This window comes from Allobosea sp. 05T433 (assembly GCF_056396065.1).
This window is the reverse complement of the sequence record NZ_JBFTKS010000010.1, coordinates 174,910-191,127: the sequence shown is the minus strand read 5'-3', so window position 1 is coordinate 191,127 and position 16,218 is coordinate 174,910. Positions and strand designations below refer to the sequence as shown.

The 16,218-nt window shown below is 65.0% G+C and carries 16 protein-coding genes; 11 read left to right on the top strand and 5 right to left on the bottom strand.

Annotated elements, in window-relative coordinates; all coding sequences use genetic code 11:
• Positions 1–155: 155 nt before the first annotated feature.
• Positions 156–935, bottom strand: a complete 780-nt coding sequence (locus AC1DGP_RS16345; RefSeq protein WP_441491527.1) for an SDR family oxidoreductase — start codon at positions 933–935, stop codon at positions 156–158.
• 124 nt (positions 936–1,059) lie between these two features.
• Here AC1DGP_RS16345 and AC1DGP_RS16340 point away from each other — a divergent pair, with 124 nt between their 5' ends.
• Positions 1,060–1,872, top strand: coding sequence for a UDP-2,3-diacylglucosamine diphosphatase (locus AC1DGP_RS16340; protein ID WP_441506258.1), 813 nt, complete (start codon positions 1,060–1,062; stop codon positions 1,870–1,872).
• Positions 1,872–2,951 carry a glycosyltransferase family 4 protein gene (locus AC1DGP_RS16335; protein WP_476775873.1) on the top strand — a complete coding sequence of 360 codons (1,080 nt, stop codon included), beginning with the start codon at positions 1,872–1,874 and terminating at the stop codon, positions 2,949–2,951. The genes AC1DGP_RS16340 and AC1DGP_RS16335 overlap by 1 nt, the downstream gene beginning before the upstream one ends.
• On the opposite strand, the gene AC1DGP_RS16330 is transcribed toward AC1DGP_RS16335, so the two are convergent.
• Positions 2,890–4,677: a cation:proton antiporter domain-containing protein gene (locus AC1DGP_RS16330; protein ID WP_441506256.1), complete on the bottom strand. Its 1,788-nt coding sequence runs from the start codon at positions 4,675–4,677 to the stop codon at positions 2,890–2,892. The two genes, AC1DGP_RS16335 and AC1DGP_RS16330, sit on opposite strands and share 62 nt — an antisense overlap.
• 147 nt (positions 4,678–4,824) lie before the next feature.
• On the opposite strand from AC1DGP_RS16330, the gene AC1DGP_RS16325 reads away from it, so the two are divergent.
• Complete coding sequence (locus AC1DGP_RS16325) at positions 4,825–5,670, top strand: AAA family ATPase (RefSeq protein ID WP_441506255.1); 846 nt, start codon at positions 4,825–4,827, stop codon at positions 5,668–5,670.
• Positions 5,671–5,682: 12 nt separating this feature from the next.
• On the opposite strand, the gene AC1DGP_RS16320 is transcribed toward AC1DGP_RS16325, so the two are convergent.
• Positions 5,683–6,276, bottom strand: a complete 594-nt coding sequence (locus AC1DGP_RS16320; RefSeq protein ID WP_441506254.1) for a hypothetical protein — start codon at positions 6,274–6,276, stop codon at positions 5,683–5,685.
• A 91-nt stretch (positions 6,277–6,367) separates the two neighbouring features.
• On the opposite strand from AC1DGP_RS16320, the gene AC1DGP_RS16315 reads away from it, so the two are divergent.
• The 8 genes from AC1DGP_RS16315 to AC1DGP_RS16280 all read left to right on the top strand — a co-directional run bounded on the left by AC1DGP_RS16315 (position 6,368) and on the right by AC1DGP_RS16280 (position 15,345).
• Entirely contained in the window at positions 6,368–6,934 is a 567-nt protein-coding gene (locus tag AC1DGP_RS16315) for a DUF2975 domain-containing protein (protein ID WP_441506253.1), read from the top strand.
• A gap of 9 nt (positions 6,935–6,943) precedes the next feature.
• A complete protein-coding gene (locus tag AC1DGP_RS16310; RefSeq protein ID WP_069879946.1) occupies positions 6,944–7,180 on the top strand; it encodes a helix-turn-helix domain-containing protein in 237 nt (78 codons plus the stop codon).
• Positions 7,181–7,232: 52 nt separating this feature from the next.
• Positions 7,233–7,760: a SixA phosphatase family protein gene (locus AC1DGP_RS16305; protein ID WP_441491519.1), complete on the top strand. Its 528-nt coding sequence runs from the start codon at positions 7,233–7,235 to the stop codon at positions 7,758–7,760.
• 25 nt (positions 7,761–7,785) lie between these two features.
• The gene (locus tag AC1DGP_RS16300) at positions 7,786–9,234 is read left to right on the top strand and encodes a YcjX family GTP-binding protein (RefSeq protein WP_476832316.1); all 1,449 of its coding nucleotides are present in this window, start codon (positions 7,786–7,788) and stop codon (positions 9,232–9,234) included.
• 17 nt (positions 9,235–9,251) lie between these two features.
• On the top strand, positions 9,252–10,253 hold the full coding sequence (locus AC1DGP_RS16295) for a YcjF family protein (protein WP_476832315.1): 1,002 nt from the start codon (positions 9,252–9,254) through the stop codon (positions 10,251–10,253).
• Positions 10,254–10,454: 201 nt separating this feature from the next.
• On the top strand, positions 10,455–11,870 hold the full coding sequence (locus AC1DGP_RS16290) for a flagellar hook protein FlgE (protein ID WP_441506250.1): 1,416 nt from the start codon (positions 10,455–10,457) through the stop codon (positions 11,868–11,870).
• A 71-nt stretch (positions 11,871–11,941) separates the two neighbouring features.
• Positions 11,942–13,816 (top strand): flagellar hook-associated protein FlgK, encoded by a 1,875-nt coding sequence (gene flgK / locus AC1DGP_RS16285; protein ID WP_476832314.1) that lies wholly within the window; start codon positions 11,942–11,944, stop codon positions 13,814–13,816.
• An 11-nt stretch (positions 13,817–13,827) separates the two neighbouring features.
• Positions 13,828–15,345 carry a flagellar biosynthesis protein FlgL gene (locus AC1DGP_RS16280; RefSeq protein ID WP_441506248.1) on the top strand — a complete coding sequence of 506 codons (1,518 nt, stop codon included), beginning with the start codon at positions 13,828–13,830 and terminating at the stop codon, positions 15,343–15,345.
• A gap of 95 nt (positions 15,346–15,440) precedes the next feature.
• Here the strand turns inward: AC1DGP_RS16280 and flaF are convergent, their stop codons facing one another.
• Entirely contained in the window at positions 15,441–15,812 is a 372-nt protein-coding gene (flaF, locus tag AC1DGP_RS16275; RefSeq protein ID WP_441506247.1) for a flagellar biosynthesis regulator FlaF, read from the bottom strand.
• Complete coding sequence (gene flbT, locus AC1DGP_RS16270) at positions 15,796–16,188, bottom strand: flagellar biosynthesis repressor FlbT (RefSeq protein WP_441506246.1); 393 nt, start codon at positions 16,186–16,188, stop codon at positions 15,796–15,798. Before flbT ends, flaF begins: the two co-directional genes overlap by 17 nt.
• Between the last annotated feature and the right edge of the window lie 30 nt (positions 16,189–16,218).

Below are 16,218 nucleotides of genomic sequence, written 5' to 3'. Positions count from 1 at the left end.
CGGTCCAAGCGCAATGCTTGCAACCCTGATGCCCGCGGCGGCGCATGCGTGCCGGGGAAGCGTGCTGGATGCGGGTCTTGCGCGGCAGGAACTGGGAGAGAATTCCTGCCCCGGACAGCAAGGCTCACCGGGGCAGATGCTGGCCTTGCCGCGTCTCAGAACGTTCCCTTGAAGACGCCGCCGTCGATCAGCAGGTTCTGGCCGGTGATGTAGCCGGCATGGGCGCTTGCCAGGAAGGCGCAGGCCTTGCCGAACTCCTCGGCGCTGCCGAAGCGCCTCGCCGGGATTTCGGCCATGCGGCCCTTCGTCATTTCTTCGGGCGTGATCCCCTTGATCGCCGCCATCTTGGTGGTCGAGCCCTTCAGCCGATCGGTATCGAACATGCCGGGCAGGATGTTGTTGATGGTGACGTTGGCATATGCGACCTCGCGGGCGACGCCGGAGAAGAAGGCGGTCAGACCGGCGCGTGCGCCCGACGAGACATCGAGCCCGGTCAAGGGGGTCAGCACGCTCATCGAGGTGATGTTGACGATGCGGCCGAAGCCGCGCGCGATCATGCCGTCGACGACACGCTGCATCAGTTCGACCGGCGTCGCCATGTTCTGGATGACGCCTTCGAGTAGCGCTTCGCGCGAGACTTCGCGGAACGGCTTCGGCGGTGGGCCGCCATTGTTGTTGACCAGGATGTCCGGCTCCGGCGCGGCGGCGAGCAGCGCGTCCTGACCTGCGCGGGTCGAGACGTCGGCAACGACCGCGATCACGGTTGCACCATACTTGGCCCGGATCTGGCTTGCCGTGGCCTCCAGCGTGGTCGCGTCGCGGCCGTTGATGACCACGGTGCATCCGGCCTCTGCGAGGGCCTCGGCGCAGCCGCGGCCAAGCCCCTTGCTCGAGGCGCAAATGATGGCCGTACGGCCGGCAATACCCAAATCCATCGCGTTTCTCCCGAGCTTTCGCTGATGTTCAGCTGAGCAGAACCACGGATTGAGTTCTGCGTCATCAAAGCGCAATGCAAATCAGACACACGCCGCAAGCAATGCAACAAGATGGGCTGGCGGCATGAGCGACGAGGACGAGGCGAAGCAGGTTCGCAGCATCTTCATCTCCGACCTGCATCTGGGAACGCGAGGAGCACAGGCCGATCTCGTGCTCGAATTCCTGCGGGCCTATGATGCTCCGCAGATTTATCTCGTGGGTGACATCATCGACGGCTGGCGGCTGAAGAGCGGCTGGTACTTCCCGCAGGCGCATAACGACGTCGTGCAGAAGCTCTTGCGCAAGGTGCGCAAGGGTTCGCGGCTGATCTACATCACCGGCAACCACGACGATTTCCTCCGCGACTTCACTGGAAGCGAGTTCGGCGGAATCCACATCGCCGACCATGCGCTGCATGAAACCGCTGACGGCAAGCGCCTGCTGGTGATCCATGGCGATCTGTTCGATCTGGTCGTGCGCAACGCAAAATGGCTCGCCCTGCTGGGCGACTGGGCCTACACGGTTGCGCTTGCGTCCAATACGGTCGTCAACAAGGTCCGTCGCCTCTTCCATCTGCCGCACTGGTCGCTCTCGGCCTGGGCCAAGCAGAAGGTGAAGAATGCGGTCAATTATATCGGCGAGTTCGAGACCTGCCTTGCCGCCGAGGCCCGCCGCCATGGTGCAGACGGCGTCGTCTGCGGCCATATCCATCACGCCGCACATCGCAAGATCGACGGGCTCACCTACATCAACACGGGCGACTGGGTCGAAAGCTGCACGGCTGTGGTCGAGCATCATGACGGCCGCTTCGAGGTCATTCGTTGGCCGCAATACCGGCTCAAGAGCGAGCCCGTGCGGCCGATCCCGCTGCCGGCTCTGGTCAGCGAGGCCGCCTGATGCGCGTCCTCATCGCGACGGACGCCTGGCGCCCCCAGATCAATGGGGTCGTCCGGTCGCTGGAGCAGATGGTCGAGGCAGGACCGTCATTCGGTGTGACGCCGCATATGCTGACGCCCGACGGATTTCGGCAGATCGGCTTGCCATCCTATCCCGATATCCGCATCGCGCTGGCAACGCAGGGCGCCATCGCCCGGCGCATCACCGATTTTGGGCCGGACCACATCCATATCGCGACGGAAGGGCCGATCGGCTGGCTGACCCGCGCCGTCTGCCTCGCGCAGAAGCGGACGTTCACGACGAGCTACCACACAAGGTTCCCGCAATATGTCGCGGCCCGCTGGCCCATCCCGGAACGCTGGAGCTACCAGTTCCTGCGCCGGTTCCATGGGGCGGCTGCCGGGGTCATGGTCTCGACCGCGACAGTCGAGGCCGAACTGAAGGAGAACGGGTTCGAGCGCATTCTGCGCTGGGGGCGAGGCGTCGATCTCCAGCAGTTCCATCCGCGCCAGGCAAGCGTGCTCGACCTGCCGCGTCCCATCTTCCTCAGCGTCGGGCGCGTCGCGGTCGAAAAGAACCTGGATGCCTTCCTGTCGCTGCGCCTGCCCGGCAGCAAGGTCGTCGTCGGCGATGGCCCGGCGCGCGCGGATCTGCAGCGGGCCTTCCCGGATGTGACATTCCTGGGCACGCGCGAGGGCGACGACCTGGCCGCGATCTATGCGTCGTCGGATGTCTTCGTCTTTCCGAGTCTGACCGACACCTTTGGTATCGTGCTGCTCGAAGCCGCGGCAAGCGGGCTGCCCGTTGCCGCCTTTCCGGTGCAGGGGCCGAGCGATGTCTTTGCCGGCAGTGGTGCCGCCGTGCTGGACGAGGATCTGCGGCGCGCAGCGCTAGCGGCCTTGCGCATCCCGCGCGAAGCTTGCCTGGGACTTGCCGCAGGCCATAGCTGGCAGAGCAGTGCCGAGCAGTTCTACGGGCATATCCAGCGGATTTCCCGGCGCGCTCCGGTCCAGAGCATTACAACCTTCGCGAACGCCCGTGCCGGGGAAGCGCAGGCGCAGGAGCGGCAGCGGGCTTGAGTTCGCGCCGAAACACATCCCTTCTTTCGTGCACGGAGGCGATGACGAGGCCCATTGGCACGCCAAGGCCGACAAGTGCTGCCTCCGACAATTGCAGACTGGCCTCGATGGTCTCCGGCACTGCGTCGTTGACGCCGAGTTCATAGAGATGCCGGGCATGGGCGGCGTCGCGGGCGCGCGCCACGATGACGAGATCGGGGCGCAGAGCCCTTGCCGCCTTGACGATCTCATCGACCGCACGGTGGTTGTGGATCGTGACGATCAGGGCGCTTGCGTCGACCACGCCGCAGAGTTTCAGGAAGTCGGGCTTGGTCGCGTCGCCGAAGAAGGCGGGTCGGCCAGCGCGCCGTTGGCCGGCGATCAGGATCGGGTCGGAGTCGAGCGCGATATAGGGCTTCTTGTGCTCTTCCAGCATCGAACCGACGAGCCTGCCAACCCGGCCGCAGCCGATGACGATCGCACGCCCCGCATGATCGTCGGGCGGCAGGATCGTAGCCTCCTCAGGCAGTATCACCGGCGGCGCGAAACGCGCCGCCATATGGCGTGCTACACGAGCCAATAATGGCAGCGCCACCATGGTGAGGGACACCGCGGCAAGCACGAGGCTTGCCGCGTGCTGGTCAACAAGCTTCGCGCCGACAGCCGCATTGAGCAGCACGAAGGCGAATTCGCCGCCCGGAGCGACCATGATCGCGGTCTCGAGCGCTGTCGGGACGGAGAGAGCCAGCAGCCGGGCCAGGCCCAGCACAACCAGCACTTTGGTCAGGAGAAGGCCGGCCGCGATGCCGAGGATGATTGCGGGCTGGGCTGCAAGCTGCGCGGGATCGACACTCATGCCCACGATCAGGAAGAAGACGCCGATCAGCAGGGATTTGAACGGCTCGATCGTGACTTCGATGGCGCGCCGATACTCGGTTTCGGCCAGGAGCAGGCCGGCGATGAAGGCGCCGAGGCCCATGGAGAGGCCAGCTGTTGCCGCCACAAGTCCCGTGCCGAGTGCCACCAGCAGAGTTGCGGCAAGGAAGCTCTCGGAGCTGTCCGTCGAGGCGACAAGGCGAAAGAGCGGACGAAGCGCCAGCCGCCCGACCACCACAATGCCGGCAATCGCTGCGAAGGCGTGCACGAGCGCCTGCGCAAGGCCGGCGATCAGCGAGCCGCCATTCTGCGCACCGAGGACGGCGATGAGGAAGAGCAAGGGCACGACCGCGATATCCTGGCAAAGCAGGATCGCAAAGCTGGTGCGCCCGGCCGAGGTCATCATGCGGCGCTTGGCCGAGAGCAGTTCGACGACCATGGCGGTCGAGGACAGGGCGAGGCCGAAGCCGATGATCAAGGCCGCCGCAGCGGGCTGCTTCAGCAGGAAGGCGCCGCCGCCGATGATTGCGGCAGACAGCGCGACCTGCCCGAGCCCGAGGCCGAAGACCAGCCTGCGCATGGTCATCAGGCGCTCGAAGGAGAGCTCGAGCCCGATGACGAAGAGCAGGAAGGCAACGCCGATTTCGGCGGGGCCGGTCAATGTGCTCGAGTCGGACACGGTGATCGTGCGCAGCAGCGGCACCGAAGAGACGAGGCCGCCCAATCCGAAGGGGCCGAGCAGCGCGCCGCAGGCCATGAAGGCGACAATCGAATTGACGCGGAAGCGCTTGGCAAATGGCACGATTACGCCGGCCGTGGCGAGGACGACGATGGCGTCTTTATAGGCCGAGGGGTCGATCGTGGCTGCCAAGCTATCCTCGCGTTGCCGATTCAGGGGGCGAATCATGTTTGCGGTCCAAGAGCTTGCGATACAAGCGCTTGTGCGGACCCCAGCAAAAAACTTGCCGTTGGCGGAGACGGCCCGTAGCTTCCGCCCGCATTGTTCGAAGGGGTTTCCATGCGTTTTGCCGGCACCGATTCCTATGTCGCGACCGAGGATCTCACCGTCGCTGTCAACGCGGCGATCCGGCTGGAGCGGCCTCTGCTGGTCAAGGGAGAGCCGGGCACCGGCAAGACCGTGCTGGCGGAGGAGATCGCATCGGCCCTGAAGGCGCCGCTGATCACCTGGCACATCAAATCGACGACCAAGGCCCAGCAGGGTCTCTACGAGTATGACGCGGTCAGCCGTCTGCGCGACAGCCAGCTCGGCGACCCGCGGGTGTCCGATATCTCCAACTACATCAAGCGCGGCAAGCTCTGGGAAGCCTTCGCCTCGGGCGAACGACCCGTGCTGCTGATCGACGAGATCGACAAGGCCGATATCGAGTTCCCCAACGACCTGCTGCTCGAGCTCGATCGCATGGAGTTCCATGTCTACGAGACGGGCCAGACGGTTCGGGCCGCGCAGCGCCCGGTGATGATCATCACCTCCAACAACGAGAAGGAACTGCCGGACGCCTTCCTACGCCGCTGCTTCTTCCACTACATCCGCTTCCCCGATACGAAGACTATGCAGGCGATCGTCGAAGTGCATTTCCCCGGCATCAAGAAGCGGCTGATGGAGGAGGCGCTGCGCCTTTTCTTCGAGGTGCGCGAAGTTCCGGGAATCAAGAAGAAGCCCTCGACCTCGGAGCTGCTCGACTGGCTGAAGCTGCTGGTCGCCGAGGATATCGGCCCCGAGGTCCTGCGTGAGCGCGACCCGCGCAAGCTGATCCCGCCCCTGCACGGAGCGCTGCTCAAGAACGAGCAGGATGTCAGTCTGTTCGAGAAGCTCGCCTTCATGGTGAGGCGGGAGAGCCGCTGAGCGGCTGACCGCTCAGGGATTGCAAGGCGGGATCGCCACCGCGAGATCGATCTTGGCATCGACCTCGCGCACGGCTTCGCGCAGATCGAAATCGCGCGCCACGACGACGTAGTCCTGCGTTTCCGACGTCTTCAGATAGCTCGTCATCAGGATTGGCTTGTCGCCGAGCTCTCCCGTACGGCAGGCCTTGTCCGCGTTTAGCGCCAGGGAACCGCGATTGCCGCTGTTGCCGACCCCGACAAGCAGTTCCTCGCGGAACACCGAGAGCTTGGTTGCATCCGCGGGGCTAAGCCGGAACACGGCCAGACGCCGTCCCGGCGAAGTCATGACCGGCAATGCGGCGAGCTCGGTGGCGTCGCGCACTTCTTCCAGCACCACTTTGCGCTCATGGCGCCCGCCGCCCTTGGGGGAGACCACGATCGTCATGGTGACGCCGCCCGGCAGGGGGCGGATGTCGGACGGCAGGCTGATGGCGGCACGCAGATCGGCCAAAGTCGTGCTGCGCATGTCGATGCGCGACAATTTCGGCAGGGAACTCAGCGGGACATGGCCGCACGCGCCGGCAAGGGCGGCCACGATCATGGAAGCGAACAGGGAGGGACGCATGGTGAGGCTCGTCAATTTCAAATGAGGATGTAGCCTAGACATTCAAAAATTCATCTATTAGTTTAATTTTGTCAATCGAGGGCAGAATGAAATGAGCGCGGAAAACACTCTGGGGTCGAGCGATGCGCCGCTGGCCAGGCTGAAGCGCGTCAGCATGGCAGCACGGCTCGCCAGCTATGCCGCAGCATTGCTCATGGGATTTGGCGTGGTCTGGTTGTGGAGCGACCCTGAAAGCCTCGCCAATCATGCGCGTGGCACCATTGGCGTAACTGTCGCGCCGCTGACGACGGCGATGCGCAGCTACTGGCTCGCCCTGTCTGTCGCCACCGTTCCGGCTGGCTTGTTTATCTACGCGATGCTGCGTCTCGCAAACCTGTTTGGGCGCTTCGGAAAGGGACGGGTCCTTGAAGTCGTCAATGCCGTCGAGCTCAGCCGGATCGGCTGGCTGCTCATTCTGTTTGGTGCGGCGACCCCGATTGCGCGCGCCCTGCAGAGCGTGGCGCTGACCTATGACAATCCGGCCGGCCGCAGGCAGCTTGCGATCACGCTCGATCCCGGCATGTTCGGCGCGCTGGCTGCAGGTGCTGTCCTTGTCGCCTTCGGGCTGGTGCTGCGCGAGGCGATGCGCCTCTCTGACGAGAATCAGAGTTTCGTGTAGGACAGGGCGATGCCGATCATCGTCGAACTCGATGTCATGCTGGCGCGTCGAAAGATGCGCTCGAAGGAACTTGCCCAGCGCATCGGCCTGACCGAGCAGCAGGTGTCTCAGCTCAAGTCCGGGAAGGTCCGTGGCATGCGTTTCGATACGCTTTCGCGCATCTGCGACACGCTCCAATGCCAGCCCGGCGACCTGCTGCGCTACGAGCCGGGCGAAGAGGAGGAGGGTGGGGGCGCAGAGGCTTGAGAGTCGTGCGCGGCCTCTCGCAAAACCCGAAGCAGATGGTTAGGTTCTGATTATGCTGCGCCTTCTGCTTCTCCGCCACGCCAAGTCGAGCTGGTCCACCGGTCTCACCGATCGGGAGCGACCACTAGCGGTCAGGGGCCGCGAAGCAGCCCCTGTCATGGGGCGCTATCTGGCAGAGGAGATGCTGCTGCCCGATCTCGTGCTGGTCTCGCCAGCACGACGGACAACCGAAACCTGGGAGCTGGTCGGGCCGATGCTGCCGGAGCGCCCCGGGAGCCATCTCGAACCACGCATCTACGAGGCCAAGCCCGAGCGATTGCTGCAGGTCGTCCATGACACGGAAGCCAATGTCCGCACGCTCCTGATGATCGGGCATAATCCCGGCTTTGAGGAATTGGCCGCAAAGTTGACCGGCCATGGCGACCGTTATGCGGCGGCGCGAATGGCACAGAAATACCCGACCTGCGGGCTTGCCGTGCTTGATTTCGCCGTCGAAGACTGGCGCGATGTCGCACCGCGCGGCGGGCGGCTCGATCGTTTCGTGACGCCCGCCTCGCTGGGCGAAGGGCCGGACGAATGAGCGGACCTGCTCCGTTCCTCGCCACATGAGCTCCCCCTCCTATCTCGACGAGGCGCGCAATGCCGCGCTGGCCTTCGGTGACAGCCTGCTTGGACTTGCCCGGCCGCGCCTGCGCCTGGGTGTCACCGGGCTGTCGCGCTCGGGCAAGACTGTCTTCACCACGGCGCTGATCCAGAATCTCATCGAGGGCGCCAGGCTGCCGGTGCTCAAGGCGGCGGCAGATGGACGGATCACGCGCGTACGGCTGGTGCCCCAGCCGGATCCCGATATACCGCGTTTTCCCTATGAGGCTCACCGCGCCGCCCTGTCAGGTCCCGACCGGCGCTGGCCCGAGTCGACCCGACGCATTGCGGAGCTGCGGGTCGAGATCGACTACGAGCGAGCGGCCGGCTGGTTCAAGGGGCCGGCGACGCTGACACTGGATATCGTCGACTATCCCGGCGAATGGCTGCTCGATCTCGCGCTGATCGGCGTCGACTACAAGACGTGGTCGCGGCAGGTGATCGTGGATGCGCGCAAGCCTCACCGGATCGGTTCGGCCAAGCCCTGGCTCGATGGCCTCGCTGTCCGCGATCCGTCGGGGCCTCCTGATGAACTGGCCGCGGAACTCGCGAGCGATCTGTTTAAGGCCTATCTTGCGAGGCTGCGCGCCGATCCGGAGGCTGTCGCCGTGACCCCGCCCGGGCGATTCCTGATGCCCGGTGACCTCGAAGGTTCACCGGCGCTGACCTTCGCGCCGCTCGACGTCGCTCCCGATACCGAGGTCGCGCCAGGCACGCTGGCGGGGCTGATGGCGGATCGCTACGAGGCCTATAAGCGCGTCGTGGTGACGCCGTTCTTCCGTGATCATTTCGCCCGCCTGGACCGGCAGATCGTGCTGGTCGATACATTGGCGGCGCTCGATGCCGGTCCACCGGCGCTCGCCGATCTTGAAACGGCGTTGGGCCAGGCCCTCACGGCATTTTCCGTCGGTCGCAACTCCTGGCTGACGAGCCTGTTCGCGCCACGCATCGAGCGCGTCCTCTTCGCTGCGACGAAAGCCGACCATATCCACCACACCAGCCATGACCGGCTGGCAGCAGTGATGTCTCATCTCGTGGCGCGGGCGGCCGCACGGGCGCAAGGCGCCGGCGCCAAGGTCGAGGCGATGGCGCTGGCTGCGGTGCGGGCGACGAGGGAGGTCAGGATCAAGCAGGGAGGCGAGGATCTGCCGGCGATTGCGGGCGTTCCGGAGGCGGGCGAAAGGGTCGGCGACGAGGTATTCGACGGCATCGCCGAAGCGGCGATCTTCCCGGGTGAACTGCCCGAGCGTCCCGAGGCGATCTTCGATCCGAAGGCGCAGTCCTGGCAGGTGAGGGCGCCACGCTTCAGGCCGCCGCTGGTGCTGCCGGATGCAGGAGGGCGGAGCCAGCCTCCGCCGCAGATTCGCCTCGACCGTGCGCTCGAATTCCTGATCGGTGACAAGCTGGCGTGACGGAGGGAGGCAGATACATGAACAAGGCTCCCCGCGCCGTTCGTCTCGATGCCACCGTGCCGGGCGAGGACGCTCCACGCATGACGAAGGGCGTCGCGGTCCTGCCCGAAAGCGAACCGCTCGACCCGGTCGAGCCGGCCGTCGTCCCGGTGGCGAGCCGAAAGGGCTTCAGCTGGGGCAGCGTGTTCGTTGCGGGTCTGTCCGCCTTCCTGACACTCTCGATCGGCGTCTGGGCCGAGCGGACCATCTCCTCGCTGATGAATGAGAGCCCAGTGCTGGGTTATGCGGCATTGGCCTCGGCGGCGCTCGCCGTGCTCGCCCTTCTGGTGATTCTGGGCAAGGTTCTGCGCGACATCCTGCGCGAGCGGCGCGTCGAGTCGTTGCGGCTGCGTGCCACGGCGGTGCTTGCCGGTGGCAGTCTCGACGAAGCCAAGGCGATCACCGGCGAACTTCAGCGCCTCTATGCGACGCGACCGGAGACTGCAAAGAGCCGGGCAGAGCTGGCGGACAGCCTGCCCCAGCTCTTTGCGCCGCATGACGTTCTGACCGTCGCAGAGCGGAGCCTGATGACGCCGCTCGACGCCGCGGCGCAGGCGCAGATCGCGCTGGCCGCGCGCCGGGTCTCGCTGGTCACGGCCGTCAGCCCGCGGGCCCTGATCGATATCGTCTTCGTGCTTGTGGCTTGCGCGAGATTGCTGCGGGCGATCGCCGGCATCTATGCCAGCCGCCCCGGGACGCTGGGCCTGCTGCGTCTGGCGCGGCAGGTGCTCGGCCACCTGGTCGTGACAGGCGGCATCGCGGCCGGTGACGCGCTGGTCCAGCAGGTCGTCGGGCAGGGGCTCGCCGCTCGGCTTTCGGCCAAGCTCGGGGAGGGCGTGCTCAATGGCCTGCTGACGGCGCGCGTCGGGCTCGCTGCGCTTGCCGTTTGCCGGCCTCTGCCATTCATCGAAGCCAAGCCACCCACCCTGTCGGATGTGGCAAGCGACCTTCCGTCCTGGCGCGGCACGGCTTCCAGCTGACCTTCGGGCTCGGCAAGATCTTGGGGCTCGGCAAAATTTGCCGGCCGGCACGGAAACTGCCGGGCGGAATTCGCCGCGATACGGTTTCGAAACTATCCAAGTGATTGAAAAATAGAATTCTCCTGCATGGCACGGGCCCTGCAGTGGCTGCCTCGACGTATTGGGCGCCCATCCGGGTGCCAGGGTTGAGGCGAGGGTATCATGGGTGTCTTCAGCGCGCTGACGACGGCAGTTTCGGGCATGCAGGCGCAGTCCTATGCGCTCGAGAATATCTCAGGCAACATCGCGAATTCGAGGACGGCCGGCTTCAAGCGTGTCGATACGACGTTCTCGGATCTGGTCCCGGATTCGGCTCTCAATCGCCAGATCGCTGGTTCTGTCGCGTCCTATAGCCGCGCGACCAACACGATCCAGGGCGATCTCCAGGCCACGCGCATCGACACCAATGTCGCGATCAACGGCGATGGCTTCTTCGTCGTCGACCAGCGCCAGAGCGGCCTCGGCGCCAATACCCAGTTCACCAACAGCAATCTCTATACCCGCCGCGGCGATTTCGATTTCGATGCCAATGGCTATCTGGTGAATGGCGCGGGCTACTATCTGAAAGGGCTGAAGATCGACGCCGTCACGGGCCAGTTGGTCGGCACCCAGCCAGAAGTGCTGCGCATCACCAAGGAACAGTTCCCGGCCAAGGCGACGACCTCGATCGAGTATCGCGCCAATATCCCGGCCTTCCCCGGCACGACGAACGCCAAGACCACCGTGCCTGGATCCGAGCTGTTGAAAGCTACGGGCTACGCCTCCAATCCGCTGTCCACGACCGCCGGCGGAACCGGCCTCGTGACCGGCGCCGACGTCACCCGATTCCTGAGCGATTCCATCGCGGGCGGGTCCGTCACCGTCTATGACGCGCTCGGCAAGGCGACGAGCGTCGAATTGCGCTGGGCCAAGACCACGAATGCGGCGCCGGCCCAGGTGGGGCCGCCGGCCGTTCCGGCGACCGTCGACACCTGGAACCTCTTCGTTGCCGAGAACACCGGCGCGACGGGCGGCGCCGTGGCCTATCGTAATGCCAATGTCGACATCACCTTCGGCTCCACCGGCCAGATGGTGAACCCTGCCGGCGGCAACATCACGCTGCCGAACATGACGATCGCGGGCACGGCGATCTCCGGCATCAATCTCACGACCGGCGGCAACGGCCTGACCCAGAACGGCGATGTCAGCGGCCAGATCGACGCGCGTAGCATCCGTCAGGACGGCTATACGGCCGGCACGCTCGACCGCGTCTCGGTTTCGGCCGAAGGCCAGGTGATCGGCACTTTCAGCAACGGCCAGGTCGTCGCGATGGCCCAACTCTCGGTGGCCCGCTTCAATGCCGGCAACGCCCTGAAGCGCCTCGACGGTGGCGCCTTCGAGGAAACGATCGAGTCCGGTCCTCCGATCATCGGTCTGGGTACGTCGCAGCTCATCGGCGGCAATGTCGAGCAATCCAACACCGACATCGCCGACGAGTTCTCGAAGATGATCGTCACCCAGCAGGCCTACTCGGCCAACACCAAGGTGATCAGCACGGCGCAGGAAATGCTGCGCGATGTGTTCAGCATCATCCGCTGAGCGGCTTTGACCGCCGGCGGAGGCGGTTCCGGGCGATCCAGGAGGATCGCCGGTGACGGCAGGAGTTGACGATGGGTCTGAGTACTTCCCTGGGCACCGCGATTTCCGGGCTGCATGTCACGCAGACCGGTATCGGCGTTGTTTCGCAGAATGTCGCCAATGCCGGCGTTGCCGGTTATGTCCGGCGCGTCGTCAGTACCTCCGATACGCTCAGTGGCGCGACGATCGGTACGTCGAGCACGGCTGTTCAGCGCCTGCTCGACAAGATCGTCCAGCATCAGCTCTGGCAGGAAAGTGCCGGCGCCGCTTACACGTCGACACGGGCGGATGCGCTCTCGAATCTCGACAAGCTGTTCGGCGCGCCGGGAAGCGCGACGGCGCTCGATTCTGTCTACAGCTCCTTCACCACCTCGCTCCAGGCGCTGAAGAACGATCCGTCATCCTATACCAACCGCACGGCTGTGCTCGATGCAGCCAGCCAGCTCGCAAACCGCCTGAACGGGCTGTCCGCCGGTGTTCAGGCTGAGCGCACCCAGGCCGAGACGAAGATCGGCGGTGCCGTCAACCAGATCAACCAGCTGCTGGACTCGCTGACCAGCGTCAATGCCCGGATCGTGCAGGGGCAGAGCGACCAGGCGACAGCGGGCCTGAAAGACCAGCGCGACCGTATCGTCTCCGAACTCTCGCAATACATGGACATCAAGACCAGCGAGGATGCGCGCGGCTCGCTCAGCATCGTCACTGGATCGGGTGCCCAGATCTTCGACGGCCGACCGGCGGTGAAGTTCAGCTTCGACGGCCGCTCCGCGCTTGGCCCGGAAGCGCAATGGAGCCCCAACGCGGCGACGCGTGGTGTCGGCACCATTACGATGACCGACAATTCCGGCAACCAGATCGACGCGATCGCCAACAAGGTGTTCCGGTCGGGCGAGATCGCAGCCAATCTCGAGCTTCGCGACAAGACGCTGGTGCAGATGCAGGCCCAGCTCGACGAGATGGCGGCGCAGCTCTCGAGCGCCTTGTCCGATCGGGAGATCGCCGGAACGGCCGTCACCGCAGGCGCGGCCTCAGGCTTCGATGTCGACCTCGCCGGGCTTCAGTCCGGCAACAGCGTGACGCTCGACTACCAGGTCACTCCCGGTGGCGCGACGCGGCGTTTCACCTTCGTGCGCGTGGAATCCGGTGCATCGCTGCCGCTGCCGGCATCGGCCAGCGGCGATGCCAACAACACCGTGGTCGGCATCGATTTCTCGGGCGGCCCGGCGTCTGTCGCAGCCCAGATCCAGGCCGCGATCGGCGGTGGGTTCACGGTTTCGAATACCGGTTCGATGCTGCGCATCGTCGACGATGGCGCGGGCAATACCCGCGACGTGCTCGGCCTGACGGCACGCCCGACCACTACAAGCCTGTCCGGGGCCAACGGATCGCCCGAACTGCCCTTCTTCGTCGATGCAGGGAACGGCAACGGCGCCTATACCGGCTCGTTCGAGGGCAAGTCCCAGGCTCTGGGCTTTGCCGGCCGTATCACGATCAATCCTGGACTGATCGCGGACCGCTCGAAGCTCGTCGTCTTCAACACCACGCCGGCGACGCCGCAGGGCGACGCCACCCGGCCGCAGATGCTGCTCGACCGGCTGACCAAGGGCCTGCGGAGCGTCACCAACGCGGTCTCGCTCGACGGCTCGACGGCGACCTCCAACATCACCGTCTCGAACTTCGTGCAGCGCGTCGTCGCCTCGCAGGGGCAGGCGGTCGAAAACGCCAAGCGCCTCGATGAAGGCCAGCAGGTGGCGCTCGCCTCCGTGCAGAGCCGCTTCGCCGAGACCTCACAGGTCAATGTCGACCAGGAAATGGCGACGTTGATCGAGCTGCAGAACGCCTACGCCGCCAATGCCCGCATCATCTCCACGGTGAAGGAGATGATGGACATGCTGATGAGAGTCTGAGGGACGCCATCATGACGATTACCTCCTATGGCACCGGAGCCTATCGCGCGGCTAGGCCGAGCGAATTCGTCTCGACGCGGGCGAAATTCGATGATCTTCAGCGCCAGCTCGATACGGGCAAGAAGGTCACCAGCTACGGCGATCTCGGGATCGAGCGGCGCACCAGCCTCGACCTCAACGCCAAGAAGGCCTCGCTCGATTCCTGGCTCTCCGGAATCCAGCTTGCCGACGTCAATCTCAAGCTCTCGACCAAGGCGGTCGAGGGGTTTGCCAAGCTGACGGCCGAAACCAAGAACGACGCGCGTCCGGGCAGCTATGTCGAGAGCGCCAGCGGCCGTTCGGCGCCGCAGGTTCTGGCCGAGGAAAAGTTCAAGCAGGCGCTCGACCTGCTCAACACCAATGTCGGCGGGCGCTATCTGTTCTCGGGGCGGACCTCGGATACCGAGCCGGTGGTCAGCTATTCCCTGATCATGGATGGGGACGGCGCCGGCCGCGCCGGGCTGAAGCAGCTGATCGCCGAGCGCAAGGAAGCCGATCTCGGCCTGACCGGGCTCGGGCGCCTCACGGCAGGTGGCGCCGGCACGACGGCGACAATCGCGGAAGAGGCGGGCAATCCCAATTACGGCTTCAAGCTGAAATCCGCCACCACGACATCGGCGGGATTGGTCCCGACCTATACTGCGGGTCCGCCGGCCGATGTCTCCGTGAATGTCGCGGCTCAGCCGCAGCCCGGTGACACCTTGCGCTTCAAGGTCGATCTGCCCGATGGCACCCAGAAAGAGATCGTCCTGACGGCGCGGGCGGCCGGGAGCAATGGCAGCGCGACGGACACGTTCGAGATCGGTGCCGACGTCAATGCCACGGCTGCCAATCTGCGCGCTTCGGTTTCGGCCGCCTTCGGCAAGGAGGCTCAGACGACGCTGTCGGCCTCGTCGGCCCAGGTCGCGGCCAAGAACTTCTTCGATGGCAGTTCCAGCAATCCGCCGGTGCGGGTGCCGGGGCCGCCCTTCGCCACCGCGACGGCTGCGCCGGCGCCTGGAACACCGGCGAATACGGTGATCTGGTACCAGGGCGACGATGCGCCGGGCTCGGCGCGCGCGACGACGACGGTGCAGGTCGATCAGAGCGAGACCGTCGCCATAGGCGCACGCGCCAATGAGGAGGCCTTCAAGGTCGGGCTGGCGCAGTTTGCCGTATTCGCGGCCGAGACCTTCCCGGCCGGCGATCCCAACTCGAAGGGGCGTTACGAGGCCCTGGCCGAACGCGTCAGCAATACGATCGGCTACGGCACCGGCGTGCAGAAGCCGGCCGAGATCATCGTCGAACTCGGGACGGCCCAGAAGGCGATGGCGAGCGCCAAGGAGCGCCACACCGCCACCCAGAATTATCTGACGACGACGCTCGCCGGGGTCGAGGAGGTCACGACCGAGGAGGTTGCAACGCAGATCCTGGCACTACAGACACGCCTGCAGGCGAGCTACCAGACGACCGCGATTCTCTCGAAGCTGACGCTGACGAACTACATCTGACTCAGCCGAGACTTGGTGAAAACGAAAACGGCGCCAGAAACTGGCGCCGTTTTCGTTTGAGGGTTTGGTCGGTGTCGGACGCAAGGGCCGTCGGATCAGCGCCCGCGCAGGCCGGCGGCGATGTCGCGGTTGATGCCGATCAGCACGGTCAGGGATTCCGGGACCGGGTTGGCGGAGATGCGGAAGGTCTGGTTGAAGATGAAGTTGGCGAGGCCGAGGATGTTGCGCTTGATCTCGACCGGCAGCGGGTTGTCCTCGGCGATCACCGCAGAAACCAGCAGGGTCCAGAGCTTGCGGTTGTAGTTCAGGGCATCGTCGAGCTCGCGCTGGCGACCGAGCCAGTCATCGGCAACGGACTGAAGCCGGACGGCGGCTTTCAGGAGCAGGGATGCTTCGAGTTCGCGAGGGGAGACGGCAGACTGGGCAGTCCTGGCGGCAGAGGCGTACGCGTTAAACCCGTGTTGCATTCTCGATGAGTTCCGCTTCGTAGGCGATCAGCTGCTTTGCTGCCTTCAGGGCTTTGTACAGATCGCCGCTTAAGATGCGGTTATTGATCTCGGTCATATGCGGCAGGGAACTCGGGGCAGCCTTCATGAAATCGCGGACGAGCGCGAAATAGGTCTCGTGCTCATGCGTCGGATCCTGCGCCAGATACATCAGCTGGATGGCGAGATAGATCTTCTTCGCCGGCGTGTTGGCGGTGGTAGCTGTGAGGATGTCCTTCTCGCGCAGGATCGGCGCCTCGCCTTCGATGAAGAAGCGCGTGCGCTGCTCGTCGTTGCGGATCACCACCTGGCCGATGATGATGCGCTCGTTCGGCTTGAGCTCGACTTTGAGAGCCATGACGATCCTGCCTTCTGGCTTTTGGGAGGG